A 22,805-nucleotide genomic window follows, 5' to 3' on the forward strand; every position below is an offset into this window, starting at 1 on the left:
CATGTCACGTATCCGCATCCATTACTGTACTCAGTGCCAGTGGCTGCTGCGCAGTGCCTGGCTGGCCCAGGAACTGCTCTCGACCTTCGGCGAGGAGTTGGAGGAGGTGGCCCTGGTGCCTTCCCATGGGGGGTATTTCGAGATCTTCTACGATGAGGAGTCGCTGTGGGAACGCAAGCGCGACGGTGGCTTCCCCGACAGCAAGCAACTCAAGCAGCGGGTGCGTGACCGCCTCGCCCCGGGGCGCGACCTGGGGCACATCGACCGATGAGAGCGGAGGCAGCTAATGCCCAGGCGCTGAACCAGGATCGCCAGGCGATTCTGTTCGGTCTGGGGGCGGTGGCGCTGTGGTCCACCGTGGCCACCGCCTTCAAGGTGGCGTTGACCTACATGTCGCCGCTCGAGCTGATGTGGCTGGCGTCGCTGGTGTCCTGGCTGCTGATGGGCATGCTGGTGGTTCGCCAGGGCCTGCTGGGTGAGGCATTGCGCCGCGGCTGGCGCACCGCCGCCTGGGCCGGGCTGATGAACCCGGTGGCCTACTACCTGGTGCTGTTCGGCGCCTACGACCGCTTGCCCGGGCAGGAGGCCATGGCTCTCAACTACACCTGGGCACTGGCCATGGCCTTCCTCGCGGTACCCATCCTGGGCCAGCGCCTTACTCGCATCGACGTGCTGGCGGGGCTTGTCGCCTACTCGGGTGTGTGGGTGATCGCCACCCGCGGCCGGGTCTACGACGTGGCTTTTGCCGACCCGCTGGGCGTGGGTCTGGCGTTGGCCTCCACGCTGCTGTGGGCGCTCTACTGGCTGCTCAACGTGCGCGACCGGCGCCCGCCGCTGGTGGCGCAGTGGCAGAACTTCGGCGTCGGCCTGCCGGTACTCACGCTGCTGATGCTGTTCGGCCCCGGTTTCACCTGGCACGGTTGGCCGGCCTTGGGGGCTGGGGTCTACGTGGGGTTGTTCGAAATGGGGATCGCCTTCGTGCTGTGGCAACTGGCCGTGCATCGAGTGTCGCGTACGGCGCGGGTTTCCAACCTCATCTTCCTGTCGCCGCCGGTCTCGTTGCTACTTCTCTATCTGGTGGTGGGTGAACCGATCCTGGCCTCGACCCTGATCGGGCTGGTGCTGATTCTCGGCGGGCTCGGGCTGCAACAATGGCAGAAGAGCCCGAGCGCAGCGGATCAGTCGTGAGTGGCTTCGGCCAGCTCCACGCCGTTGCTCTCCAGCAGCGCGGCAAGCTCGGGCCAGACGTTGTCGAGGATGATCGGCTGGGCGTCGCGGGTGGGGTGGATGCCGTCGTCCTGCATCATGCCCTCCTCGAGCGCCACGCCTTCGAGCAGGAAGGGGATCAGTGGCGTATCGTAGGTATCGGCCAGGCGGGTGAAGACGTCCGTGAAGGCGCGACGGTAGGCCTGCCCGTAGTTGGGCGGTATGTCGATGCCGAGCAGCAGCACCTCGGCGCCAGCTTCCTGGCTGACCTCGATCATGTCGGCCAGGTTGGCTTCCAACTGGCGCGGCGGCAGGCCGCGCAGGCCGTCGTTGCCGCCCAGCTCGAGCAGAACGATGTCGGGGTCGTGCTGTCCGATTAGCTCGGGGAGGCGACTCGCACCGCCACTGCTCGTTTCGCCGCTGATGCTGGCGTTGACCACACGTGCGCTGCCGTCCAGTCGCTCTTCGAGCAGGCTGACCCAGCCTGCGTCCTGCTCGATGCCGTAGGCGGTGCTCAGGCTGTCGCCCATCACCAGCAGGACCGGTCGCTCATCGGCCAGAACGGCGGTAGTCGCCAGCCATAGGGTGAGCAGCAGCGTGCCGGCCATGCCGCCGGGGCAGGAACGCCACCGGGCGAGGCGGGCGTAACTCTCTCTTACCAGACCAATGGGGAAACCTTTCACCATGACCGACTCCTCGACTTCTGACGCTGTTACGCTTGCCCCCGCATCCGGGCGCGATGTCCAACCGATTCTACACGCTCGACAGCTGAGCAAGCAGGTCGTGAGCGGCGAGCGGCAACTCACCATTCTGAGTGGTCTGGAACTCGAAGTGTTCCCCGGGGAGAGCGTGGCGATCCTGGGGCAGAGTGGGGCAGGCAAGTCGACTCTGCTTGGCCTGCTGGCCGGCCTCGACCAGCCCAGCAGCGGCGAGCTTGCACTGTTCGGCAAGACTCTCGGCCAGCTCGACGAGGATGGGCGTGCACAGCTGCGGGCCGGCCGGGTCGGATTCGTGTTCCAGAACTTCCAGTTGCTGCCGACCCTGACGGCGCTGGAAAACGTGCTGCTGCCATTGGAGCTTTCACCGCTACCCGACGCTTCGACCCGGGCTCGTGACTGGCTGACCCGAGTCGGCCTCGGCGAACGACTGGAGCACCTGCCCAAGCAGCTCTCAGGCGGCGAGCAGCAGCGGGTGGCGCTGGCCCGCGCCTTCGTCACCGGGGCCGAGTTGGTCTTCGCCGACGAACCCACCGGCAACCTGGATCAGGCCACCGGGGGGCGCATCATCGAATTGCTGTTCCAGCTCAACCGTGAGGCCGGTACCACCCTGGTGTTGGTGACTCACGACCATGCGTTGGCGGCACGCTGCGACCGTTGCCTGCGGCTGGAGGAGGGGCGGCTGGTCGAGCTCGTGCGCGACGAGGTGGATGCATGAGCCGGCCGCCGTCCCGATCAGCCGGCGCCAACCTGCTGCGCCTTTCCGGGCGCGGGCTGCTGCGCGACCTGCGTGCCAGCGACGTACGCGCTCTGTTCGTCGCCCTGGCGCTGGCGGTGGCCGCCTCGACCATGATTGGTTTCTTCCTCGATCGCCTGGATCGAGGCCTGACCCGGCAGGCCGGGCAACTGCTCGGTGGCGACCTGGTGCTCGAACAGGGGCGCCCCTTCGACGATGAGCTACGCCGCACCCTGGAGGAGGCCGGCCTGAGCCTGAGCGACCAGATCGACATGGTCACCATGGTCAGCCTCGGCGAGGCCTTTCAACCGGCGAGCCTGAAGGCAGTCGACGACGCTTACCCACACTATGGCGGGGTCCAGGTCGACCGCGGCGAGGGCATCGAAAGCGTGAACCACGGGCCTGCCCCCGGCGAGGCCTGGTTGGCGCCACGCCTGGCCCTGCTGCTCGAGGCCGAGCTGGGAGATCGAATCCAGGTCGGCGAGAGTGAACTGACATTGACCGGCCTGGTCGAGCGCGAGCCGGACCAATCCGCCGGTTTCGGCAGTTTCAATCCGCGCCTGATGCTGCACGTCGAGGATCTCGATGCTACCAATCTGGTGCAGCCGGGCGCACGGGTGGAGTTCGAGCTGCTTGCCGCCGGCCCGCCCCAGGCGCTGGAATCCCTGGGGCCACTGCTAGAGCGGCTGCGCCGCGATGGCGTCGAGGTGCGTGACGTCAGGCGTGATCGACCGGGGCTCGGCAACGCGCTGGAGCGCGCCGAAAAGTACCTCAGCCTGGCGGGGCTCGCGGCCGTGCTGCTGGCCGGGGTGGCAGTGGCCATGGCCACGCGGCGCTACGTCGAGCGGCACCTCGATACCGCGGCGCTGCTGCGCTGCTTCGGCGCTACCCAGCGCGACCTGACCTGGCTCTTCGCGCTGCAGCTGATGTGGCTGGCGCTGGCGGCATCGCTGTTGGGGGCACTGCTGGGTCTGGCCGGGCAGGCTGCGCTGCTGGCGTTGTTGACGACTTTCCTGCCGCTCAGCCTGCCGTCGCCAGGTTGGTTGCCGCTATGGCTTGGCGTGCTGACGGCGCTGGCGGTGCTGGTCGGCTTCGCCGGCCCGACCCTGCTGCGTCTCAAGCGGGTCAGCGCGCTCAAGGTGCTGCGCCGCGAACTCGATCCGCTGCCGGCCTCGGCCTGGCTGGTGGTGCTGGTGGCCAGCCTGGTCTTCGGCGGCCTGCTGTGGCTCTACTCCGGTGATCTCGGCCTGGCGGCGTCGTTGCTGGTCGGCGGGCTGGTCATGCTGGTGGTGCTGTGGGGGCTGGGGTCGCTGATGCTCGGCATGGTGCTGCGTCTGGCGGCTCGCCTGCCCCAGGGCGGCGGGGGGCAGGGCGACCTGTCCCAGGCCGTACGCCTCGGGGGGCGTCAGTTGGCCCGGCGGCGCGCCGCCAGCCTGGGCCAGTTGCTTGCCTTCGCGGTGACCTTCTTTGCCATGGCGATGATCGCCCTGGTACGCGGGGACCTGCTCTCGACCTGGCAGGATCAGTTGCCCGAGGACACACCCAACTATTTCGCCATCAACATCCAGCCCGGTGAGCGCGACGCCTTTGTCGAGGCCCTCGAGGCCAATGCCGACGACCGCACGGCGCTGTATCCGATGGTGCGAGGGCGCCTTACCGCGATCAACGGCGAGCCGGCCCGCGAGGCCGTGCCGACGGAGTCGCGCGGTGATGGCTCGTTGCGCCGCGAACTCAATCTCACCTGGCAGGCCGAGCTGCCGGAGGGCAACCGGGTCGTGGCCGGCCAGTGGTTCGACGCGTTGCAGAATGGCGATGGGCAATCCGGCTGGCTCGGTGCCGTGGATGCCGAGCCCCTTGATCACGCGGTGCCGATCTCGTTGGAGGATGGCCTGGCCGAACGTCTGGGCCTGACGCTCGGTGATCGCATGGCCTTCACCATCGGCGGCGAGGAGATCGTCGCCGAGGTGGCGAGCCTGCGCAACCTGGACTGGGACAGCTTTCGGCCCAACTTCTTCGTGATCTTCCCACCCGGGGTACTGGAGCGCTTCGGCCATAGCTTCATTACCGCCTTCCACCTCGATCCCGGCGAGGGCGAGACGCTACGCTACCTGGTGCAGACCTTCCCCGGAGTCTCGCTGCTCAATATCGATGCCATCCTGGCCCAGGTGAGAGACGTAGTGACCCAGGTAACCCGGGCGGTGGAACTGGTGCTGGCCTTCGTGCTGCTGGCCGGGGTGAGCGTACTCTACGCGGCGCTGACGGCGAGCCGCCCGGCCCGGGCGCACGAGAGCGGCCTGCTGCGCGTGTTCGGTGCCGGGGGAAGCCTCATCTCCCGCGTGCAGGGGGCCGAGTTCGCCATCCTGGGGCTGGCCAGCGGATTGATGGGAGCACTGCTGGCCGAGCTGGCCACCGCCGGGATCTACGTCGCCTGGCTCGATCTGGCACCAAGACTGCATCCTTGGCTGTGGCTGGCATTGCCGGTCGGTGGTGCGTTGTTGATCGGTGCCATCGGTCATGCCCTGTCGCGTGGGCTGCGCAAGCAGGCGCCGGCGGCGAGCCTCGGTCTGCTGGGGGAGGCTTGACCTGATCGGCGGCGCCGGCCAGGTGCGTTGAACCGCCATTGGCCGGCGTCGCCCGCCGGCCCGCTGTGAGAGCACCTTTACGGTTACACTGTGTAATCGTGGCGCTGGCTGACATCGCCACCTGTCCTACCCCCAAGCCCGTTCACTGGAGGTGATGTCGATGTACGCACTTCGCTCCCAGGCGATTCGCCTGGGCCAGATGCTGACCTTCACTACGCTCATGGGCGCCTGCGGTGTCGCAGCCGCCGATGCCGAACGACTCGAGGCCGACCTGCGGGCGCTGTTCGGCGAGGGCGGCACCCTCTCGCTGGGCGAGGTCTCGAGTGGCATGCTGCGCTCCCGCGTCACTGCCGAGGACATCGTCTTCGAAGCCGAGGAGGGCGAGCGCCTGCTGATCGAGCGCTATATCGTCAGCGGTGACTACGACGCTCCCGACGAGGTGACGCTGGAGGGCATTCGTATCGAGGATAGCCTCACCGAACTGACCCTGATGAGTGCGGAACGCATCGTCATGGGGAAGCCACCGCGAGCCGTGTTTCCGCTGCGTGCGCAACTGGATCCGGAGGAGTTGCGCCTCGGCAGCCTGGCCGTCGACGGCATCGTGATCGAACTGGCTTCGGAGCTCGCCGAGGAACTCTTCTTCGACACGCCCCTGCAGCACGGCCAGGGTCGTATGACCATCGAACGGATACGCGGCGAATCGCTGTCCCACGACGCCATCGGTATGCTCGAGCTCACCGGCGTGGCCGGGGCGGCCGAAAATCTGGATGAGTTCGGCTCGGGCTCCTTCACCCTGGCCTCGCTGCGCCTCGAAGGGCTGACCGGCATTGATACCGAAGGCGAGGAGAAGCTGGCCTCGCTGTTGTTGAGCGACCTGGCCGTGGAGGCGCGTGAATTGGTAGGCAGCCTCGCCCTGCTCGATGTCGATGGCGATTTCGACGACGGCAAGGGCGGTTTGCGCCTCGAACGCCTGCACGTCGACCTGGCTCGGATGATCGAACTCGCTCCCGAGGAGGAGCGCACCCAGTTGCGCATGGCCAACAATGTGCTGACCGACGGCAGCGGCGAGCTGCGGCTGGATGCCGCCCTTCTCGGCAACTGGAAAGACGAGGGCGAACACAGCGTGCTGGTCAGCGACAGTCAGGTCGACGTTCAGGACGCCCTGCGCCTGTTGCTCAACATCAACCTGCCGGTGGTGCTGCCGTCGGGCGTGACACCGGCCGATGCCTTCGCCGATACCGAGTGGCTGGAGCGCGCAACCCTGCTAGGTGGCGACATGCGCCTGAACCTGTCCGACAAGGGGCTGTTTGCGCGCCTGGCCACCCTGGGGGCGGCCATGGAGGGCACTACCGAGGCGCAGTACATCGAGCAGGCACGCACCCAGGCCCAGGGCCTCGGCATGATGTTCGGCCCGGAAGTGCAGGCGATTCTGCTGGGGCTGGTGGAGTTGTTGGAAGGCTCTGCCAAGGAGCTCGAGGTGCGGGCGAATCTGCCTGCGGAGAGCGCCATGTCCAGCTATACGGACGATCCGCTGGGGGTGCCGAGTAAGCTCAACGTAAAAGTCGAGACCCGCTAAACCCAGCATGAGTATTTCTGCACGCGTCCATGACGGCCTTTCATGTGAAAGCCGTCATGGGCTGGGGTATCATGGCGCATCCCGATTCTCCCCGTGATGCGAGGTTTCCCGCCGATGTTCCGCCGTGACATGACGATTGCCGGTTTCGATGATGCCCTGTTCGATGCGATGCAAAAAGAGGTCGCTCGCCAGGAGGCGCACATCGAGCTGATCGCCTCCGAGAACTATGCCAGCCCCCGGGTGCTCGAAGCCCAGGGCAGCCAACTGACCAACAAGTACGCGGAAGGCTACCCCGGCAAGCGCTACTACGGCGGCTGCGAGTACGTCGACATCGTCGAGCAACTGGCCATCGACTACGCCAAGCAGCTGTTCGGTGCCAGCTACGCCAACGTCCAGCCCCACTCCGGCTCCCAGGCCAACGGCGCCGTGTTCCAGGCGCTGGTCAAGCCGGGCGACACCGTGCTGGGCATGAGCCTCGACGCGGGTGGGCACCTCACTCACGGCGCCAAGCCGAACTTCTCCGGCAAGCACTACAACGCCGTGCAGTACGGCATCGACGACACTGGCCGCATCGACTACGAGGAAGTGGCACGGCTTGCCCGCGAGCATCGGCCCAAGATGATCATTGCCGGTTTCTCCGCCTACTCCCAGATCATCGACTGGGCCAGGTTCCGCGAGATCGCCGACGAGGTAGGCGCCTACCTGCTGGTCGACATGGCCCACGTGGCCGGCCTGGTCGCCGCCGGGGTCTACCCGACCCCGCTGCCCCACGCCCACGTGGTCACGACCACCACCCACAAGACCCTGCGCGGCCCGCGCGGCGGCCTGATCCTGTCCAGCGAAGGCGACGCGGAGATCGAGAAGAAGCTGCAGTCCGCCGTCTTCCCGGGTGGCCAGGGCGGCCCGCTCGAGCACGTCATCGCCGCCAAGGCGGTGTGCTTCAAGGAGGCCATGGCGCCCGAGTTCAAAAGCTACCAGCAGCAGGTAGTCAAGAACGCCCAGACCATGGCCGGCGTGTTCATCGAGCGCGGTTATGACGTGGTCTCCGGCGGCACCGAGGACCATCTGTTCCTGCTCTCGCTGATCAAGCAGGGCCTGACCGGCAAGGACGCGGATGCCGCCCTGGGCCGAGCCCACATCACCGTCAACAAGAACGCCGTGCCCGGCGACCCGCAGAGCCCGTTCGTCACCTCCGGCCTGCGCATCGGCACCCCGGCGGTGACCACACGCGGCTTCGGCGAGAGCGAGTGCCGTGAGCTGGCCGGCTGGATCTGCGACATCCTCGATACCATGGCCAAGGGCGGGGATACCGCTGGTATCGAAGCGGAAGTGAAGGGCAAGGTCGAAGCCGTCTGCGCGAGTTTCCCTGTCTATCGCTGAATTTTTTGAGCTGAAAAGGCTCTTCTGCGCCCCGCGACGTTTTGAGCGACGCGGGGCGCAGCGTTTCCGGCAGCTTTTTACTTCGAATCTGACCAAAGCCGTGTTTTTGCCTCTGCTGAAACGCGCGGGGTTTCGGTAAGCTGGGAGCAGGAAAGCCACAGCGAAGGCCATCAGCTTATGTCGACATTGACGTTTCAGGGCGCAGTGGGAGAAGTCACCGGTTCGCGTTACCTGATCGAGGTGGAGAGCGAAGAACGCACCTATCGCATACTGCTGGAGTGCGGCCTGCACCAGGGAGGGAAGGAGGCGGACGCCGCCAATGCGACTCCCTTCGGCGCCTTGGCCAGACAGCTTGATGCGGTGGTGATCTCGCACGGGCACCTGGATCATGCCGGGCTGTTGCCCAAGCTGGTCCGCGAAGGCTATGACGGGCCGATCCACTGCACCCGCGGCACGCGCGACCTGCTCGATATCATGCTCGAGGATGCCGCTTTCATCATGGCCAAGGACGTCGAGTGGGAGAACAAGTGGCGCAAGCGCAACGACAGGCCCTTGGTCGAACCGCTCTATGAGCTTCAAGACGTGGAACGCACACTGGGGCTGTGCAAGTCCCACGGCTTCGGTCAGCCCGTACCACTACCCGGTGGCGTGTCCCTGACATTCCACGATGCGGGTCATATCCTGGGCTCGGGGATCGTCGAACTGTCGGTGCCCTCCGGGGGGAAGACGAAGCGTCTCGTTTTCTCGGGAGACCTGGGCAATGCCAGTTCGGTGCTGATGAAGGAACCGGTCAAGCTATACGATGCCGATCTGGTATTGATGGAGAGCACCTACGGCGATCGCGACCATCGACCTCTCACGGAGACGCTCGAGGAATTCGCCCAAGTGCTGGAAGAGGCTCATGCCAGTGGTGGCAACGTACTGATACCCGCTTTTGCCGTAGGGCGAACCCAGGAGATTCTCTACCACCTGAGCGTGCTCTACCACGAGGGTCGGCTGCGCCAGCAGATGGTCTTCCTCGACAGCCCCATGGCGATCAGGGTCACCGAACTCTATCACCGAGCACGCAAGTCGCTGGATGCCGATGATCTCAAGGTGCTCAATATCGCTGCCAGCGGCGACACCAGCCGTTACCTGCCCATTCTGCGCATGACGCGCACGGTCGAGGAGTCCATGGCCATCAACCGGATTCACGGCGGGGCGATCATCATCGCCGGGGCCGGCATGTGTACCGGAGGCCGCATCGTCCATCATTTCCGCTACAACCTCGAGAAGCCCAATACCCGGCTGGTGATCGTCGGCTTCCAGGCCGCCGGCACTCTGGGCCGCCAGCTCGTCGACGGTGCCGAGCGGGTGCGCGTGCTGGGCCAGGAGCTGACGGTGAAAGCCAAGGTGCACACTATCGGCGGTTTCTCGGCCCATGCCGGGCAGAGCCAACTGATAGGTTGGGCAGGGGCGTTCCGTGAACGCCCTCGTTTCTACTTGGTGCACGGCGAACCGGAAACCCAGCAGGTCTTGAAATCGGCCCTGGCCGAGAGCGGCATCGAGGCCGAGATCCCCGCCTTCGGCGACCGTATCGAGCTGTAAGGCCGACCCCGACCAAGATGCGACAAGTTGCCACATGCCGGGGTTATTCGACATGAGCTAGGCTTGTTCTGCTATTATGGTTATTAGCATATTCCTTAATATCATATATTGCCGATCAAGCCATGACATCACGAGGTGAGCGACCCATGTCCAAGCCAATCGTGACCCATTTCTTCGACGAATCTACCAATACCTTCAGCTATGTGGTGCAGGATCCCGATAGCAGTCGTTGCGCCATTCTCGACTCGGTCCTCGATTTCGATTACGCCGCGGGACGCACCGATACTCGCTCGGCTGACGAGATCGTCGCCTTCATTCAACGTGAGGGCCTGTCCGTCGAGTGGATTCTCGAAACCCACGTTCACGCAGACCATCTCTCCGCTGCGCCCTATCTCCATGAGAAGCTGGGGGGCAAGACCGGCATCGGTGCCAGGATCACCGTGGTCCAGGATGTCTTCGCCAAGGCCTTCAACGCGGGAACCGAGTTCGCCCGCGACGGCAGCCAGTTCGATCGCCTGTTCGAAGAAGGCGATACTTTTTCTATCGGCCATCTGGAAGGGCGAGTGCTGCATACCCCTGGCCATACGCCGGCCTGCCTGACCTACGTGATCGGCGATGCCGCCTTCGTCGGCGACACCCTGTTCATGCCCGACTACGGCACGGCCCGCTGCGATTTTCCCGGCGGTGATGCGCGCACCCTGTTCCAATCCATCCAGAAGGTGCTGGCGCTGCCGGGCGAAACCCGCCTCTTTCTGTGCCACGACTACAAGGCGCCGGAACGAGAGGAGTACCAGCACGAGACCAGCGTGGCCGAACAGCGCGCACACAATGTGCACGTGCATGAAGGTATCAGCGAGGATGAGTTCGTCAGGATGCGTACCGAGCGAGATGCCACCCTCGATATGCCGCAGCTGATCCTGCCGTCTGTGCAGGTCAACATGCGCGCCGGTCGTATGCCCCCGCCTGAGGACAATGGCCAGATCTACCTCAAGGTGCCGATCAATCTCTTCTAAGTGCGGTTGCGCCTGAATCTATCCAAGGAGAAAACGTGGATTGGAGCGCGAATTTGCAGGGGCTTGCCGGTGGCGTGCTCATTGGCCTCTCTGCCGTCTGGCTGATGGCCACGCTTGGCCGTATCGCCGGTATCAGCGGCATCGTCGGTAGCCTGGTGACGACCTTGCCCAAGGGCGACAGCGCCTGGCGCGTGGCCTTCGTGCTGGGCCTGGTCAGCGGCCCGCTGCTGCTCATATTGCTGGGCGGTGGTCTCGGTAATGTCGCCGGTGCGCCAGGCGAAGTGGTCGGTGAGCCCGCTGGCGGCGTGGGGCTCATGCTCGTGGCTGGCCTGTTGGTGGGAGTCGGAACCGGCCTGGGCAGTGGCTGCACCAGCGGTCACGGGGTCTGCGGCCTGGCGAGGCTGTCGCCCCGCTCGATGGTGGCCACAGCGACCTTCCTGGTATGCGCCATCGTCACCGTCTATGTGGTGCGGCACGTCATGGGAGATGGGGTATGAAGACGTTCATGGGCTATATCGCCGGACTGCTGTTCGGCCTGGGCCTGGCGCTTGCCGGCATGACCGACCCTGCTCGCGTACTGGGCTTTCTCGATCTTTTCGGCGCCTGGGACCCGACCCTGATGTTCGTTCTCGGTGGAGCCGTGATCACGACCTTCATCGGCTATCGAATCGTGTTCCGCCGAGAACGGCCAATGCTGGACGAGACCTTCCAACTCCCCACCCGTCAGGATCTGGATGGCCGCTTGATCGGCGGCGCTGCCCTGTTCGGTATCGGTTGGGGACTTTCCGGCTACTGCCCGGGGCCGGCCATCGCCTCGATCGCCGGGTTGACCGCACCGCTATTCGCCATGCTGATCGCCATGGTGGCCGGCTGGTTCCTGGCCAGGGCCGTTCCTGTCCGGGCATGAATGTCGTCGTGGCCGCCTCGTCGTCGACCACGAGGCGGCCGCATATGTCTCTCAGGGTGCCGCGCCACCCATCATTTGCACCAGACGCTCCTCGTCGGGCATGCCGTCCACGCGCTCCAGGCGTCCGTTGCGCTGGAAAAGCGTGGTTGGCGTGGCATAGAGGCCCAGTTCATCGAACAGTTGATTGTTCTGGTAGACCTGGTCCTCGATGGCTCGGGGCTGGGCCGAGGGGGCGACATCGTCGCCGCTGCTATGGTCGTGCAGGGCCGCCTCGGGATCATCGGCGCCCAGCAGGGCCGCTGCCTTGGCGGGGCTGTCCTGCTCGAGCACGCCGACCATGACGTGGCGCAACTGGACCTCGCCGGCATCTACCCAGGGTCGGGCGGTTTGCCAAAACTGACGACAGTAGGGGCAGTTGGGGTCGGTGAAGGTGTAGAGCACTCGGGGAGCTTCGGCGCTGCCATCGGCGATCCAGTGGCTCTGCTCCAACCGCTGCCAGAGCTCGTTCTCCTGAGGAATGCGCACCAGTTCTTCCAACGAGGCCTCGGAGACGTCGTTGCCTTTGGCATCGACCATGGTGCCGACCACGGCATATTCACCGTCGGCAGTGACGAACACGGTCATCTCGCGGCCCTGGTGGCTGGCGGCGTAGCCGGTAAGGCCCCCTGGTGCCTGGAACTCTCCGTGAATCTCGAGCCCCTCCTCGACTAGAGCGCGAACGGGCGCCGGCCAGTCGTCGGCTTGCAGCGTCGTGGCAAAGGTGGGAATGGCCAGGGCGGCAGTCAATAGCGTGAGGCGAAAAACCATGTTCGTTTCCTTGAGAGTGAGTTGCCCTGAAAAATTTGAAGCCGCCTCGGGTAAACAGCCGAGATGAGGCAGTCAATGGCTGCGAGGTGGTATGGGGTGTCGGGTTGACGCACCGGGCCACTGGCCTGCAAGCGTCGTAGTATGCTGTCGCTGCTAATCCATGACCAATGCTCAACGATACAACAAGGAGCCCCCATATGATGCTGCCCCGTGCGCTGCTGGCCGCTGTCGGTCTGTCGTTGGTATCGCTGTCGGCGCTGGCCGATCCGTTGATCGTCGAAGAGGCACAGGTGCGTGCCGTACCGCCCGGCTCACAGGCCACCGCTGCCTTCATGACGCTGCGCAATCCGGGCGAACGGGAGGTCGTCCTGGTGGCGGCGGAATCGCCGGCAGCAGAAGCAGCGGAGCTGCATAATCATGTGAACGTGGACGGGGTGATGCAGATGCGCCAGGTGCCGCAGATCGTCGTGCCCGCTGGAGGTAGCGCGGAGATGGCGCCGGGTGGACTGCACATGATGCTGATCGGGTTGACCGCACCGCTGATGGAAGGCGAGCCCGTCGAAATCGAGCTCAGGTTCGAATCGGGCGAGTCACAGCGGCTCGAAGCGCCGGTCAGGCGCATCGTCGTGGATGGGGAGGGCAGCCATGGGCATGACCATAGCGATGCCCATGGCGACAATCATGGGCATGGACACGACCACTGACGCCTTTCTGAGATCCGCCCGGCAGCATGGCGAATGCCTGTGCTGGGCGACCAGCAGGGGAGCGGGTACAATATCGGGTCAACAAGCTCATACTCATGACCATGCGCGACCAACGGGTCGCCCCGCTCCTCGTTCGGATCGATACCATGCATTGCCCCTTCTGTGGCGCCCATGATACTCGCGTGACCGACTCCCGCCTGGTGGCGGAGGGCGATCAAGTGCGCCGACGCCGCCAGTGCACCGATTGCGGTGAGCGCTTCACCACCTACGAGACCGCCGAACTGGTAATGCCCAGAGTGGTGAAATCCGATGGTTCCCGGGAAACTTTCGACGAGCACAAGCTGCGCGCCGGTATGCTGCGTGCCCTGGAGAAGCGCCCGGTAAGTGCCGAAGCCATCGAGGCGGCAGTGGAGCGGATTCGCCATCGCCTGCGGGCCACCGGCGAGCGCGAGATCCAGGCGCGCGATATCGGCGAGGCCGTGATGCAGGCACTCAAGCGCCTGGATCAGGTGGCCTACATTCGCTTCGCCTCGGTCTATCGACGGTTCCAGGATATCGACGAGTTTCGCGCCGAGATCGACCGTCTCTCCCAGGAGCCTGGTTTCCCGCCTGGTACCGCGGAAGACTAATGATATAGGAGAGATATGGCCAAGCCGACCGATACTGCCTGGATGGCCAGGGCGCTTCAGCTCGCCCGCCGCGGCTTCTATACCACCCATCCCAACCCGCGCGTGGGCTGTGTGCTGGTCAAGGACCGGCGCTTGGTCGGCGAAGGCTGGCACGAGCGCGCCGGCGAGCCGCATGCCGAGATTCATGCGCTGCGCATGGCCGGGGAGACTGCCCGTGGCGCCACCGCCTATGTGACACTGGAGCCCTGCTCCCATCAGGGACGCACAGGCCCTTGTGCGGTGGCGCTGATCGAGGCCGGCGTCGATCGCGTCGTGGTGGCCATGCAGGACCCCAACCCCGAGGTGGCCGGACGTGGCATCGCCATGCTGCGTGAGGCAGGCATCGAGGTGGAGGTGGGACTGCTCGAGGAGGAGGCGAGGTCACTCAATTCCGGCTTCATCTCGCGCATGACGCGCCTGCGCCCATACGTTCGCCTGAAAATGGCCATGAGTCTGGACGGCCGCACCGCCATGCAGTCGGGAGAATCGCAATGGATCACCGGGCCCCACGCCCGTGCCGAGGTGCAGCGGCTGAGGGCCAGCGCCAGCGCGGTCATGACCGGTATCGATTCGATCATCTTCGACAATTCGCGGCTGACGGTCAGGGCGGATCAGTTGGGCATCGACGATGCCGAGGCCATTGCCGAGCGCCAGCCGCTGCGTGTCGTTGTCGATACTCAACTGCGCCTGCCCCAGGCCGCCGCCTGCCTGCGCGAGCCGGGGCGCACCCTGGTGGCAACCGTATCGGGTTACGATTCGCAGCGTCGTGCACGCCTCGAGGCGGCAGGCGCCGAAGTGCTGGTGCTGCCGGCCGGCGAGGGAGGGCGCGTCGATCTACATGCGCTGCTGCGCTATCTGGCCGAGCAGGAGCTGATCAACGAACTGCTGCTGGAAACCGGCGCTACGCTTGCCGGCGCCATGCTGGACGCCGATCTGGTCGACGAGATGCAGTTGTTCGTGGCGCCGACCCTGCTCGGCGGCGAGGCACGCCCGCTGTTCGCCTTGCCGGGGCTGACGCGCATGTCACAGCAGCGCCCGCTGGAGATTCTCGACATCCGCGCGGTCGGCCGCGACTGGCGCATCACGGCGCGGCCGGAGCGCAGGCAGGAGTGAGGAGAAGGGGGCTCGCTACTGGCGCCCGAAGCCGTGCCAATGTACCTGCTACTGGCGCCCGAAGCCGCGCCAATGTACTCGCTACTGGCGCCCGAAACCGCGCCAATGTACTCGCTACTGGCGCCCGAAGCCGCGCCAATGTACTCTGACGCCCATTCAACGTGGTGCGATATCGGCTGCAACGTTCTGTTGCGGTGCACTGTCGCCCATGACGTCGTTCGAACATTCGGAGATTCCAGCGTGCAATCTTCCCCCGGGGGCCTGGCTCCCATCGAAGACCTGATCGAGGACATCCGTCAGGGCAAGATGGTGATCCTCATGGACGATGAGGATCGCGAGAACGAAGGCGATATCATCATGGCCGCCGAGAAGGTCGAGGCCGAGCATATCAACTTCATGGCGCGCCACGCGCGCGGCCTGATCTGCATGCCGATGACCCGCGAGCGCTGCGAGCGTCTCAAGCTGCCGCTGATGGTGAGCGACAACGGTTCAGGTTTCGGCACCAAGTTCACGCTCTCCATCGAGGCCGCGGAAGGCGTCACTACCGGTATCTCGGCCGCCGATCGGGCGCGCACCGTGCAGGTGGCTGCGGCGCGTAACGCCCGTGCCGAGGACATCGTCCAGCCGGGGCATATTTTCCCGCTGATGGCAGAACCAGGCGGCGTGCTGCGCCGTGCCGGCCATACCGAAGCAGCCTGTGATCTTGCCGCCCTCGCCGGTTTCGACCCAAGCGGCGTGATCTGCGAGGTCATGAACGACGACGGCAGCATGGCCCGTCGCCCCGAACTCGAGCGCTTTGCCGCCGAGCATGGCCTCAAGATGGGCACCATTGCCGACCTGATCCACTATCGTATCCACAACGAGCAAACGGTCGAGCCGGTCGAGTCCACGCCGGTCGATACGGCTGTAGGCAAGCTGACCCTGCACGTCTTTCACGACCGGATCCAGAATGCACACCATGTGGCACTGGTGAAGGGCGAGCCGAGCCCCGACAACCTGACCACGGTGCGCGTGCATCTGGCCGATGCCATGCGCGACCTGCTGGGTCTGCAGAAGGGCGAGAACCGCAACTGGACGACCCACAGCGCACTGGAAGAGATCGCCCGAGTCGAGCACGGAGTGTTCGTGCTGCTCGACGATGGCCGGCCGCATCAGGACTTCCGCGACCAGTTGGAAGTCTTCCTGGAGCGCCGCCGCCTGCCGCGTACCAGCGACTCCGACGGCGCCGGCAACTACCTCACCATCGGCACCGGCTCGCAGATTCTGCGGCACCTCGGGGTGGGGCGCATGCGGCTGCTCAGCTCACCGTGGAAGTTCTCGGCGCTGTCCGGCTTCGACCTGGAAGTGGTCGAGCTGATCGCGCCGGGTGAAGAGGGGACGTCCGCCCAGGACTGAGCCGAGGTTGCCAAGGTGTTGAAGGAGCCCGGCTTGTGCTGCCGGCCCGCTCGACTTCAGCAAGATCCGTATCATTCAGCAGGACCATTTTCAGGAATTAGCGATGCATACCCTGTCTCAACTGGAAGGCGACTTCGTCGACGTCAACGGTCGCTACGTGATCGTGGTGGGGCGCTTCAACCATCATGTTGTCGACAGCCTGGTCGAAGGCGCTGTGGATAGCCTGGTGCGTCACGGCGTGGATGCCGAGAATATCGATATCGTTCACGTGCCGGGTGCCTGGGAACTGCCGTTGGCGGTAAAACGTGCCCTTCAGGTGGTGCGCCCCGATGCGGTGATTGCTCTGGGGGCGGTGATTCGCGGCGGCACACCCCACTTCGAGTACGTGGCGGGCGGCTGCAATACAGCGCTGGGCAATTTGCAGCTCGAGTTCGACACGCCCATCGCCAACGGTGTGCTGACGGTCAACTCGATCGAGCAGGCCATCGAGCGCTCCGGCACGAAGGCTGGCAACAAGGGGGCCGAAGCCGCCATGGCCGCCATGGAGATGGTCTCGCTGATGCGCGGTTTCGGTGATGACGTTTTGCAGCGCGGAGAGCAGGCATGAGTGACTCGCGTCCGCAGCGCACCCCGTCGGCGAGCCAGCAGGCGCGACGCGCGGCCCGCGAATTGGCGGTACAAGGCCTCTACCAGTGGCACATGACCGGCAAGTCGGCGGCGGCCATCGAGGCCGAATTCCGCAGTCAGCAGCCCGATGACGACCTCGAAGACCACGAGAACTGGGCCAAGGTGATGCAGATCGCCGATCTGGCCCTGTTCCACGAGCTGCTGCACAACGTGGTGCGCCTCCGTGACGACCTGGATGCCTCCATCGCACCGCTGCTGGATCGCCGCCTGGTGGAGCTGGACCCCATCGAACTGGCCATCCTGCGTCTGGGTGCCTATGAACTCAGCCGCCGGCTGGAGGTGCCCTATCGCGTTGCGATCAACGAAGGCGTCGAGCTCGCCAAGTCCTTTGGCGCTACCGATGGACATAAGTACGTCAATGGCATCCTCGACAAGCTGGCCGCCCGGTTGCGAAGCGCCGAGGTCAGGGCGCGTCGCGGCTGAAGGTGTCATCGGTGGCCAGTGAATTCGAACTGATCGCCCGTCATTTCACTCCCGCTGCACCCGGCCCGGATGCGGGCGTGCCGCTTGGCGTGGGTGACGATTGTGCGCTGCTCGCCCCGCAGCCGGGACGGCAGCTGGCAGTCAGTGTCGACACCTCGGTAGCCAATGTGCACTTTCCTGCCGATGCACCGGCCGAGGCGATCGGCTATCGGGCCCTGGCGGTAAGCCTGAGCGACTTGGCGGCGATGGCGGCCGAGCCGCGCTGGTGCCTGATGGCGCTGGCGCTCGAGAACGACGACGAGGCGTGGCTGGCGGAATTCGCTCGCGGTTTCCACTCGCTGTGCCAGGCCAGCGGTACGGCCCTGGTGGGCGGCGACGTAACCCGTGGCGCACTCGCCGTTGGCGTTACCGTGATGGGCGAAGTGCCCGTTGGCGAGGCGCTGACTCGCGGCGGCGCATGCCCTGGCGATGTGCTGGCGGTGACGGGTGCTCTCGGTGGTGGGGCAGGGGGGCTGGCGCTCTGGCAGCGCGGCGAGCGCGACCTCGGCCATCCGCTGCTGGCCCGTTACCTCAGGCCCACGCCGAGACTTGCGGCCGGCCTGGCACTGCGCGGCTTGGCTCATGCCGCCATCGACATCTCCGACGGCCTGCTTGCCGACCTCGAGCACATCCTGGCCGCATCGGGCGTTGGGGCACGGCTCGAACCCGAGGCATTACCCCTGGCAGCGGGCTTGAGTGAGGTGCTGGGCGAGCCAGGGGCCTATCGCGCCGCGCTGTGCGGTGGCGACGACTACGAGCTGCTGGTGAGCCTGCCTGGCGAAGCCCTGGAAGAAGCCCAGCGGCGCTTGGCGGGGCAAGGCCTGACACTTACGGCAATCGGTACGGTCTGCGCTGATGCCGGTGTGTCGGGGGTCGACCTCGACGGAGCCCATGGCTGGCAGCACTTCCGCGGAGGTGAGTCATGAACCGCTGTCCGCAGAGCGTCTGGCGGCGCCCCGTTCACTTCTTCGCCTTCGGCCTGGGCAGCGGCGGCGTGCCTTGGGCGCCGGGCACCTTCGGCACCTTGGCGGCGATCCCCTTCTACTGGCTGCTCTCGGAGCTGCCGTTGGGCTGGTACTTGTCGCTGGTGACGGTTTCCTTCGTCGCGGGAGTCTGGCTATGCGACAAGACGTCCCGCGATCTCGGCGTTCACGATCACTCCGGTATCGTATGGGATGAGTTTGTCGGCTACTGGATCACCATGGCCGCCGTGCCGTTCTCCTGGGAAGCGGCACTGTGGGGGTTCGTGCTGTTCCGCATCTTCGACGTCTTCAAGCCGTGGCCGATCCGCTGGGCCGACCGGCGCGTAGCGGGTGGGTTCGGCATCATGATCGATGACGTTCTCGCAGCCATCTACGCCTGGAGCACGATGCACCTCTGGCTCTGGTTGCACTAGGTTACACTGCATCTTGGTCTGAACGGGCTGGCGCAAGCAAAAAACAGGGAGGCGAAAGCAATGCGCAAGGAACGGCTCATCGTCCCGCTGCTGTTCGTGCTGCTGCTTGCCTGGCTGGCAGGCCAGGCAGTCTCGAGCTGGCTGTTCGAGCGCGAGATGGTACGTACACTCGCCGACCTGGAAGCGCGTGGTGAGATCGACATCAAGCGCGTAGAGGTGGAGCAGGGCTGGCTGGCTTCGAGCGGGCGCATTCATCTGGCGCCGCTATTGGGCCAGACGTGGCAGTTGGAGCTGTCCTACCGTGCCCGTCATGGAATACTCAGCACGCATCTCGACGGTGAGGCGAAGCTGCGCCATGGCCCCGACGGGGTGCCTCTGTTCGGCGATTCACTGGTATCCTCTCCGCCCCAGTGGGAGGCCAGTTACCATACCCTGAATGGCATCTTCGAAGGCAGGATCGAGCTCTCTCCCCTGCGCATCACTCAGCAGGAGCGGGAACTCACCTTCGAAGGTGGACGCCTGCGCTTCAGTGGTGAACAGGGCAACTGGCGGCTGCGTGCCCAGCTCGAGTCGTGGACGCTCAGTGACGGTGCCGTCCGGTTGGAGATCGGCCCCGCCACTCTCAACAGCCAGTACGCCTACACCGAGGATGCGCACTCCTTCACCCAGGAGGATCGGCTGCAGATCGAATCGCTCTCCTGGCACCAGCCCCAACTGGAACTCGATACTACCGCCCTCCGCCTGGCGAATCGCATATCGCTGGACGATCAGGAACTTCGCATGCAGCTCGATCTCGACCTGGGCGAAATTCATACGGCTGAACAGGTCCTGTTGACCGGGCAGCTGGAAGCCGAGCTTTCACGCCTCAACGCCGATGCGATTCGTGACACCATGTTGCGGTTGCGTGAGCTGGCCGCCAGCGGTCGCCACGAGGGCGGCCGGGATGCCTTGCTGGCAGAGCTCGAACCCCACCTGCTGGCAACCTTGCAGGACTCGCCGCGTCTCGACCTGAAGCGCCTCGAGCTGGATAGCCCGATGTTGGGGTTGGCTGCACGAGTCGATGGCTCATTGTTCTTCGATGGACGCCGGTGGGAGACGCTCAGTCTGGCCGGGCTCGAAGAGCCAGTCGTCAGGGAGCGCTGGCGGCAGCGCCTCGATGGCGATTTCACCTGGCACGAGTTGCCCACCGTGGTTGCGTTATGGCTCGGTCTGCCGCTGGATACTCGTACGCTGGAGATCGACATCGGGCGGGGCCAGGTGCGCGTCAATAGTCGTCCGCTGCCTCCCTTGTGGCGCTAGCCTGCTGTCGCAGCAATCCTTATTGATCGCTCGGTATAGACCCGCGACTTGAAGTTGGCCGCTATCGCCCACATTGCTCAGCTCAGTGTGTATCCGGCTTTCATAGCTTCAGGACGAGGATTTCATGAGCGATCACGATCAGGACGAGCACAACTGGCAGCAGGCAAGGATGGATTCCGATGGGGCGCTGGGCTCCGATGGCGAAGTGGACCAGGTCGCCAACGCCGTCATTCCCGCCAGCGACTACCTGCCCGAGCGCATCTATTTGCTGCCGATCCACAACCGCCCCTTCTTCCCCGCCCAGGTCCAGCCGCTGGTCATCAACCGCGAGCGCTGGGAGGAAACCATGCGCCGGGTCGGCAACACGCCTCACCATACGCTGGGTGTGGCCTTCGTCGGTGACAAGGCGGTGGATGAGCTCGGTCATGATCATTTCCCCGAGATCGGCACGGCAGTAAAGGTGCACAAGATGCACGGCGAGGAGGGGCAGCTGCAGTTCATCGCTCAAGGCCTGCGCCGCTTTCGCATCCAGCGCTGGCTGTCGAAGGAGCCGCCGTACCTGGTCGAGGTCAGCTACCCGCGCGAGCCGGTCAAGGCCGACGAGGACGAGACCCGCGCCTATGCCATGGCAATCATCAACGGCATCAAGGAGCTGTTGCCGATCAACCCGCTCTACGGCGAGGAGTTGAAGCACTACCTCAACCGTTTCAGCCCTCACGAGCCGGGGCCGCTGACCGATTTTGCCGCTGCCATCACCTCGGCCAAGGGGCGCGAGTTGCAGACCGTGCTCGAGACCCTGCCGGTGCAGGCGCGCATGGAGAAGGTGCTGCCGCTGCTGCGCAAGGAGATCGACGTCGCCCAGCTGCAGACAGAGATCAGCGAGCAGGTCAACGCCCAGATGCAGGAGCGCCAGCGCGAGTTCTTCCTGCGCGAGCAGCTCAAGGTGATCCAGCGCGAGCTGGGTATCTCCAAGGACGACCGCGAGAACGACGTCGATACCTTCCGCGACCGCCTTGAGGGGCTGGTGGTGCCGCCCAAGGTGCTGACCCGTATCGAGGAGGAGCTCGACAAGCTTTCGGTGCTGGAGACCGGCTCGCCGGAGTACGGCACCACCCGCAACTACCTGGATTGGCTGACCTCGATGCCGTGGGGCGTGCGCAGCCAGGACCAGCTCGACCTCGCCCACGCCAGGACGGTGCTCGATCGCGACCACGACGGCCTCAAGGACGTCAAGGAGCGCATCATCGAGTTCCTCGCCGAAGGCACTTTCAAGGGCGATGTGGGCGGCTCGATCCTGCTGCTGGTCGGCCCGCCCGGGGTGGGCAAGACCTCGGTCGGCCGTTCCATCGCAGAGGCGCTGGGGCGGGAATTCTACCGCTTCTCGGTGGGCGGCATGCGTGACGAGGCCGAGATCAAGGGCCACCGCCGCACCTACATCGGCGCCATGCCGGGCAAGCTGGTGCAGGCGCTCAAGGAGGTCGAGGTAGAGAACCCGGTGATCATGCTCGACGAGATCGACAAGCTCGGCAAGTCGTTCCAGGGCGACCCGGCCTCGGCGCTGCTCGAGGTGCTCGATCCCGAGCAGAACGTCGATTTTCTCGACCACTATCTCGACGTGCGCCTGGATCTCTCCAAGGTTCTGTTCGTGTGTACCGCCAATACCCTTGACTCGATCCCCGGGCCGCTGCTCGACCGCATGGAGCAGATCCGCCTGTCCGGCTACATCGCCGAGGAGAAGGTGGCGATCGCCAAGCATCACCTGTGGCCCAAGCTGCTCGAACGCGACAAGATCCCGAAGAGGCGCATCAATCTCACCGATGCGGCGCTGCGCCAGGTGATCGAGGGCTACGCCAGGGAGGCCGGCGTGCGTCAGCTCGAAAAACAGTTGCACAGCATCGTGCGCAAGTCCGCGGTCAAGCTGCTCGAGGGCGATCAGGAGTCGGTGCGCATCTCGGTCAAGAACCTCGAGGAGTTCCTCGGCGCGCCGCTGTTCCGCCAGGAGCAGGTGCTCAAGGGCGAGGGGGTCGTTACCGGCCTGGCCTGGACCTCGATGGGCGGTGCCACCTTGCCCATCGAGGCGGGCAAGGTGCATTCGCTGACCCGCGGTTTCAAGCTCACCGGCAAGCTCGGTGAGGTGATGCAGGAGTCGGCCAATATCGCCTACAGCTATGCGTTGGGCCATCTCGCCGAATATGGCGTCGAAACCGATTTCTTCGACTCGGCCTTCGTCCACCTTCACGTGCCCGAGGGCGCCACGCCCAAGGACGGTCCCTCGGCGGGCGTGACCATGACCACGGCGCTGCTGTCGCTGGGGCGGCATCAGGGCATCGACCGGCCGCTGGCGATGACCGGCGAGCTGACCCTGACCGGACAGGTGCTGCCGGTGGGTGGCATTCGCGAGAAGATCATCGCCGCCCGGCGCAGCAAGATCTTCGAAGTGATCCTGCCGGAAGCCAACCGCCGCGACTACGACGAACTGCCCGACTTCCTCAAGGAGGACATGACGGTGCACTTCGCCAAGCGTTACCAGGACGTGGCCAGGATTGCCTTCCACTTGTGAACTGCAGCGGC

22 protein-coding genes are annotated in these 22,805 nt (G+C 65.2%); 20 read left to right on the forward strand and 2 right to left on the reverse strand.

Going from position 1 to position 22,805, the window contains the following annotated elements; genetic code table 11:
• Position 1: 1 nt before the first annotated feature.
• Positions 2–271 (forward strand): Rdx family protein, encoded by a 270-nt coding sequence (locus ACRWQA_RS05495; protein WP_263580809.1) that lies wholly within the window; start codon positions 2–4, stop codon positions 269–271.
• Between the two features lie 26 nt (positions 272–297).
• The gene (locus ACRWQA_RS05500) at positions 298–1,188 is read left to right on the forward strand and encodes a DMT family transporter (protein WP_434228834.1); all 891 of its coding nucleotides are present in this window, start codon (positions 298–300) and stop codon (positions 1,186–1,188) included.
• On the opposite strand, the gene ACRWQA_RS05505 is transcribed toward ACRWQA_RS05500, so the two are convergent.
• Entirely contained in the window at positions 1,179–1,892 is a 714-nt protein-coding gene (locus ACRWQA_RS05505; protein ID WP_434228809.1) for an arylesterase, read from the reverse strand. The genes ACRWQA_RS05500 and ACRWQA_RS05505 overlap by 10 nt on opposite strands.
• Here ACRWQA_RS05505 and ACRWQA_RS05510 point away from each other — a divergent pair.
• The 8 genes from ACRWQA_RS05510 (at position 1,891) to ACRWQA_RS05545 (ending at position 11,703) form a co-directional block, all read left to right on the forward strand.
• A complete protein-coding gene (locus tag ACRWQA_RS05510) occupies positions 1,891–2,640 on the forward strand; it encodes an ABC transporter ATP-binding protein (RefSeq protein ID WP_263580808.1) in 750 nt (249 codons plus the stop codon). The two genes, ACRWQA_RS05505 and ACRWQA_RS05510, sit on opposite strands and share 2 nt — an antisense overlap.
• Complete coding sequence (locus ACRWQA_RS05515; protein WP_434228807.1) at positions 2,637–5,240, forward strand: ABC transporter permease; 2,604 nt, start codon at positions 2,637–2,639, stop codon at positions 5,238–5,240. The genes ACRWQA_RS05510 and ACRWQA_RS05515 overlap by 4 nt, the downstream gene beginning before the upstream one ends.
• 160 nt (positions 5,241–5,400) lie before the next feature.
• Positions 5,401–6,816, forward strand: a complete 1,416-nt coding sequence (locus tag ACRWQA_RS05520; protein WP_434228805.1) for an aq_1923 C-terminal domain — start codon at positions 5,401–5,403, stop codon at positions 6,814–6,816.
• Positions 6,817–6,930: 114 nt separating this feature from the next.
• Positions 6,931–8,196, forward strand: a complete 1,266-nt coding sequence (gene glyA / locus ACRWQA_RS05525) for a serine hydroxymethyltransferase (RefSeq protein WP_263580805.1) — start codon at positions 6,931–6,933, stop codon at positions 8,194–8,196.
• A gap of 177 nt (positions 8,197–8,373) precedes the next feature.
• Entirely contained in the window at positions 8,374–9,783 is a 1,410-nt protein-coding gene (locus ACRWQA_RS05530) for an MBL fold metallo-hydrolase RNA specificity domain-containing protein (RefSeq protein ID WP_434228804.1), read from the forward strand.
• A 146-nt stretch (positions 9,784–9,929) separates the two neighbouring features.
• Positions 9,930–10,796: an MBL fold metallo-hydrolase gene (locus tag ACRWQA_RS05535; RefSeq protein ID WP_263580803.1), complete on the forward strand. Its 867-nt coding sequence runs from the start codon at positions 9,930–9,932 to the stop codon at positions 10,794–10,796.
• A gap of 35 nt (positions 10,797–10,831) precedes the next feature.
• Positions 10,832–11,293: a YeeE/YedE family protein gene (locus ACRWQA_RS05540; RefSeq protein ID WP_263580802.1), complete on the forward strand. Its 462-nt coding sequence runs from the start codon at positions 10,832–10,834 to the stop codon at positions 11,291–11,293.
• Entirely contained in the window at positions 11,290–11,703 is a 414-nt protein-coding gene (locus ACRWQA_RS05545) for a DUF6691 family protein (RefSeq protein WP_434228801.1), read from the forward strand. The genes ACRWQA_RS05540 and ACRWQA_RS05545 overlap by 4 nt, the downstream gene beginning before the upstream one ends.
• Before the next feature lie 51 nt (positions 11,704–11,754).
• On the opposite strand, the gene dsbG is transcribed toward ACRWQA_RS05545, so the two are convergent.
• Positions 11,755–12,510 (reverse strand): thiol:disulfide interchange protein DsbG, encoded by a 756-nt coding sequence (gene dsbG / locus ACRWQA_RS05550; RefSeq protein ID WP_434228799.1) that lies wholly within the window; start codon positions 12,508–12,510, stop codon positions 11,755–11,757.
• A gap of 197 nt (positions 12,511–12,707) precedes the next feature.
• Between dsbG and ACRWQA_RS05555 the strand changes: the two genes are divergently transcribed.
• From ACRWQA_RS05555 to lon, 10 genes are all read left to right on the forward strand, one after another.
• The gene (locus tag ACRWQA_RS05555; protein WP_434228797.1) at positions 12,708–13,214 is read left to right on the forward strand and encodes a copper chaperone PCu(A)C; all 507 of its coding nucleotides are present in this window, start codon (positions 12,708–12,710) and stop codon (positions 13,212–13,214) included.
• Between the two features lie 146 nt (positions 13,215–13,360).
• Positions 13,361–13,843, forward strand: coding sequence for a transcriptional regulator NrdR (nrdR, locus tag ACRWQA_RS05560; protein ID WP_263580798.1), 483 nt, complete (start codon positions 13,361–13,363; stop codon positions 13,841–13,843).
• A 15-nt stretch (positions 13,844–13,858) separates the two neighbouring features.
• Positions 13,859–14,995 (forward strand): bifunctional diaminohydroxyphosphoribosylaminopyrimidine deaminase/5-amino-6-(5-phosphoribosylamino)uracil reductase RibD, encoded by a 1,137-nt coding sequence (ribD, locus tag ACRWQA_RS05565; RefSeq protein WP_434228795.1) that lies wholly within the window; start codon positions 13,859–13,861, stop codon positions 14,993–14,995.
• Between the two features lie 240 nt (positions 14,996–15,235).
• Positions 15,236–16,390 carry a bifunctional 3,4-dihydroxy-2-butanone-4-phosphate synthase/GTP cyclohydrolase II gene (gene ribBA, locus ACRWQA_RS05570; protein WP_263580796.1) on the forward strand — a complete coding sequence of 385 codons (1,155 nt, stop codon included), beginning with the start codon at positions 15,236–15,238 and terminating at the stop codon, positions 16,388–16,390.
• A 103-nt stretch (positions 16,391–16,493) separates the two neighbouring features.
• The gene (ribH, locus tag ACRWQA_RS05575) at positions 16,494–16,997 is read left to right on the forward strand and encodes a 6,7-dimethyl-8-ribityllumazine synthase (protein WP_434228793.1); all 504 of its coding nucleotides are present in this window, start codon (positions 16,494–16,496) and stop codon (positions 16,995–16,997) included.
• Positions 16,994–17,500 (forward strand): transcription antitermination factor NusB, encoded by a 507-nt coding sequence (gene nusB, locus ACRWQA_RS05580; protein WP_263580794.1) that lies wholly within the window; start codon positions 16,994–16,996, stop codon positions 17,498–17,500. The genes ribH and nusB overlap by 4 nt, the downstream gene beginning before the upstream one ends.
• Positions 17,501–17,511: 11 nt before the next feature.
• Positions 17,512–18,465: a thiamine-phosphate kinase gene (gene thiL / locus ACRWQA_RS05585; protein WP_434228790.1), complete on the forward strand. Its 954-nt coding sequence runs from the start codon at positions 17,512–17,514 to the stop codon at positions 18,463–18,465.
• Entirely contained in the window at positions 18,462–18,935 is a 474-nt protein-coding gene (locus ACRWQA_RS05590; RefSeq protein WP_263580792.1) for a phosphatidylglycerophosphatase A family protein, read from the forward strand. The genes thiL and ACRWQA_RS05590 overlap by 4 nt, the downstream gene beginning before the upstream one ends.
• 60 nt (positions 18,936–18,995) lie before the next feature.
• Positions 18,996–20,234 carry a DUF945 family protein gene (locus ACRWQA_RS05595; protein WP_434228788.1) on the forward strand — a complete coding sequence of 413 codons (1,239 nt, stop codon included), beginning with the start codon at positions 18,996–18,998 and terminating at the stop codon, positions 20,232–20,234.
• A gap of 124 nt (positions 20,235–20,358) precedes the next feature.
• Positions 20,359–22,794: an endopeptidase La gene (gene lon, locus ACRWQA_RS05600; protein WP_412031177.1), complete on the forward strand. Its 2,436-nt coding sequence runs from the start codon at positions 20,359–20,361 to the stop codon at positions 22,792–22,794.
• Positions 22,795–22,805: the final 11 nt, after the last annotated feature.

The sequence above is a fragment of the Billgrantia sp. C5P2 genome (assembly GCF_051062895.2).

What these genes read in the sequence shown, in the direction of transcription:
- ACRWQA_RS05495 (WP_263580809.1), top strand. Translation starts at nt 2, where the DNA reads ATGTCACGTATCCGCATCCATTACTGTACTCAGTGCCAGTGGCTGCTG.
- ACRWQA_RS05510 (WP_263580808.1), top strand. Translation starts at nt 1,891, where the DNA reads ATGACCGACTCCTCGACTTCTGACGCTGTTACGCTTGCCCCCGCATCC.
- ACRWQA_RS05505 (WP_434228809.1), bottom strand. Translation starts at nt 1,892, where the DNA reads ATGGTGAAAGGTTTCCCCATTGGTCTGGTAAGAGAGAGTTACGCCCGC.
- ACRWQA_RS05515 (WP_434228807.1), top strand. Translation starts at nt 2,637, where the DNA reads ATGAGCCGGCCGCCGTCCCGATCAGCCGGCGCCAACCTGCTGCGCCTT.
- ACRWQA_RS05520 (WP_434228805.1), top strand. Translation starts at nt 5,401, where the DNA reads ATGTACGCACTTCGCTCCCAGGCGATTCGCCTGGGCCAGATGCTGACC.
- glyA (WP_263580805.1), top strand. Translation starts at nt 6,931, where the DNA reads ATGTTCCGCCGTGACATGACGATTGCCGGTTTCGATGATGCCCTGTTC.
- ACRWQA_RS05530 (WP_434228804.1), top strand. Translation starts at nt 8,374, where the DNA reads ATGTCGACATTGACGTTTCAGGGCGCAGTGGGAGAAGTCACCGGTTCG.
- ACRWQA_RS05535 (WP_263580803.1), top strand. Translation starts at nt 9,930, where the DNA reads ATGTCCAAGCCAATCGTGACCCATTTCTTCGACGAATCTACCAATACC.
- ACRWQA_RS05545 (WP_434228801.1), top strand. Translation starts at nt 11,290, where the DNA reads ATGAAGACGTTCATGGGCTATATCGCCGGACTGCTGTTCGGCCTGGGC.
- dsbG (WP_434228799.1), bottom strand. Translation starts at nt 12,510, where the DNA reads ATGGTTTTTCGCCTCACGCTATTGACTGCCGCCCTGGCCATTCCCACC.
- ACRWQA_RS05555 (WP_434228797.1), top strand. Translation starts at nt 12,708, where the DNA reads ATGATGCTGCCCCGTGCGCTGCTGGCCGCTGTCGGTCTGTCGTTGGTA.
- nrdR (WP_263580798.1), top strand. Translation starts at nt 13,361, where the DNA reads ATGCATTGCCCCTTCTGTGGCGCCCATGATACTCGCGTGACCGACTCC.
- ribD (WP_434228795.1), top strand. Translation starts at nt 13,859, where the DNA reads ATGGCCAAGCCGACCGATACTGCCTGGATGGCCAGGGCGCTTCAGCTC.
- ribH (WP_434228793.1), top strand. Translation starts at nt 16,494, where the DNA reads ATGCATACCCTGTCTCAACTGGAAGGCGACTTCGTCGACGTCAACGGT.
- nusB (WP_263580794.1), top strand. Translation starts at nt 16,994, where the DNA reads ATGAGTGACTCGCGTCCGCAGCGCACCCCGTCGGCGAGCCAGCAGGCG.
- ACRWQA_RS05590 (WP_263580792.1), top strand. Translation starts at nt 18,462, where the DNA reads ATGAACCGCTGTCCGCAGAGCGTCTGGCGGCGCCCCGTTCACTTCTTC.
- ACRWQA_RS05595 (WP_434228788.1), top strand. Translation starts at nt 18,996, where the DNA reads ATGCGCAAGGAACGGCTCATCGTCCCGCTGCTGTTCGTGCTGCTGCTT.
- lon (WP_412031177.1), top strand. Translation starts at nt 20,359, where the DNA reads ATGAGCGATCACGATCAGGACGAGCACAACTGGCAGCAGGCAAGGATG.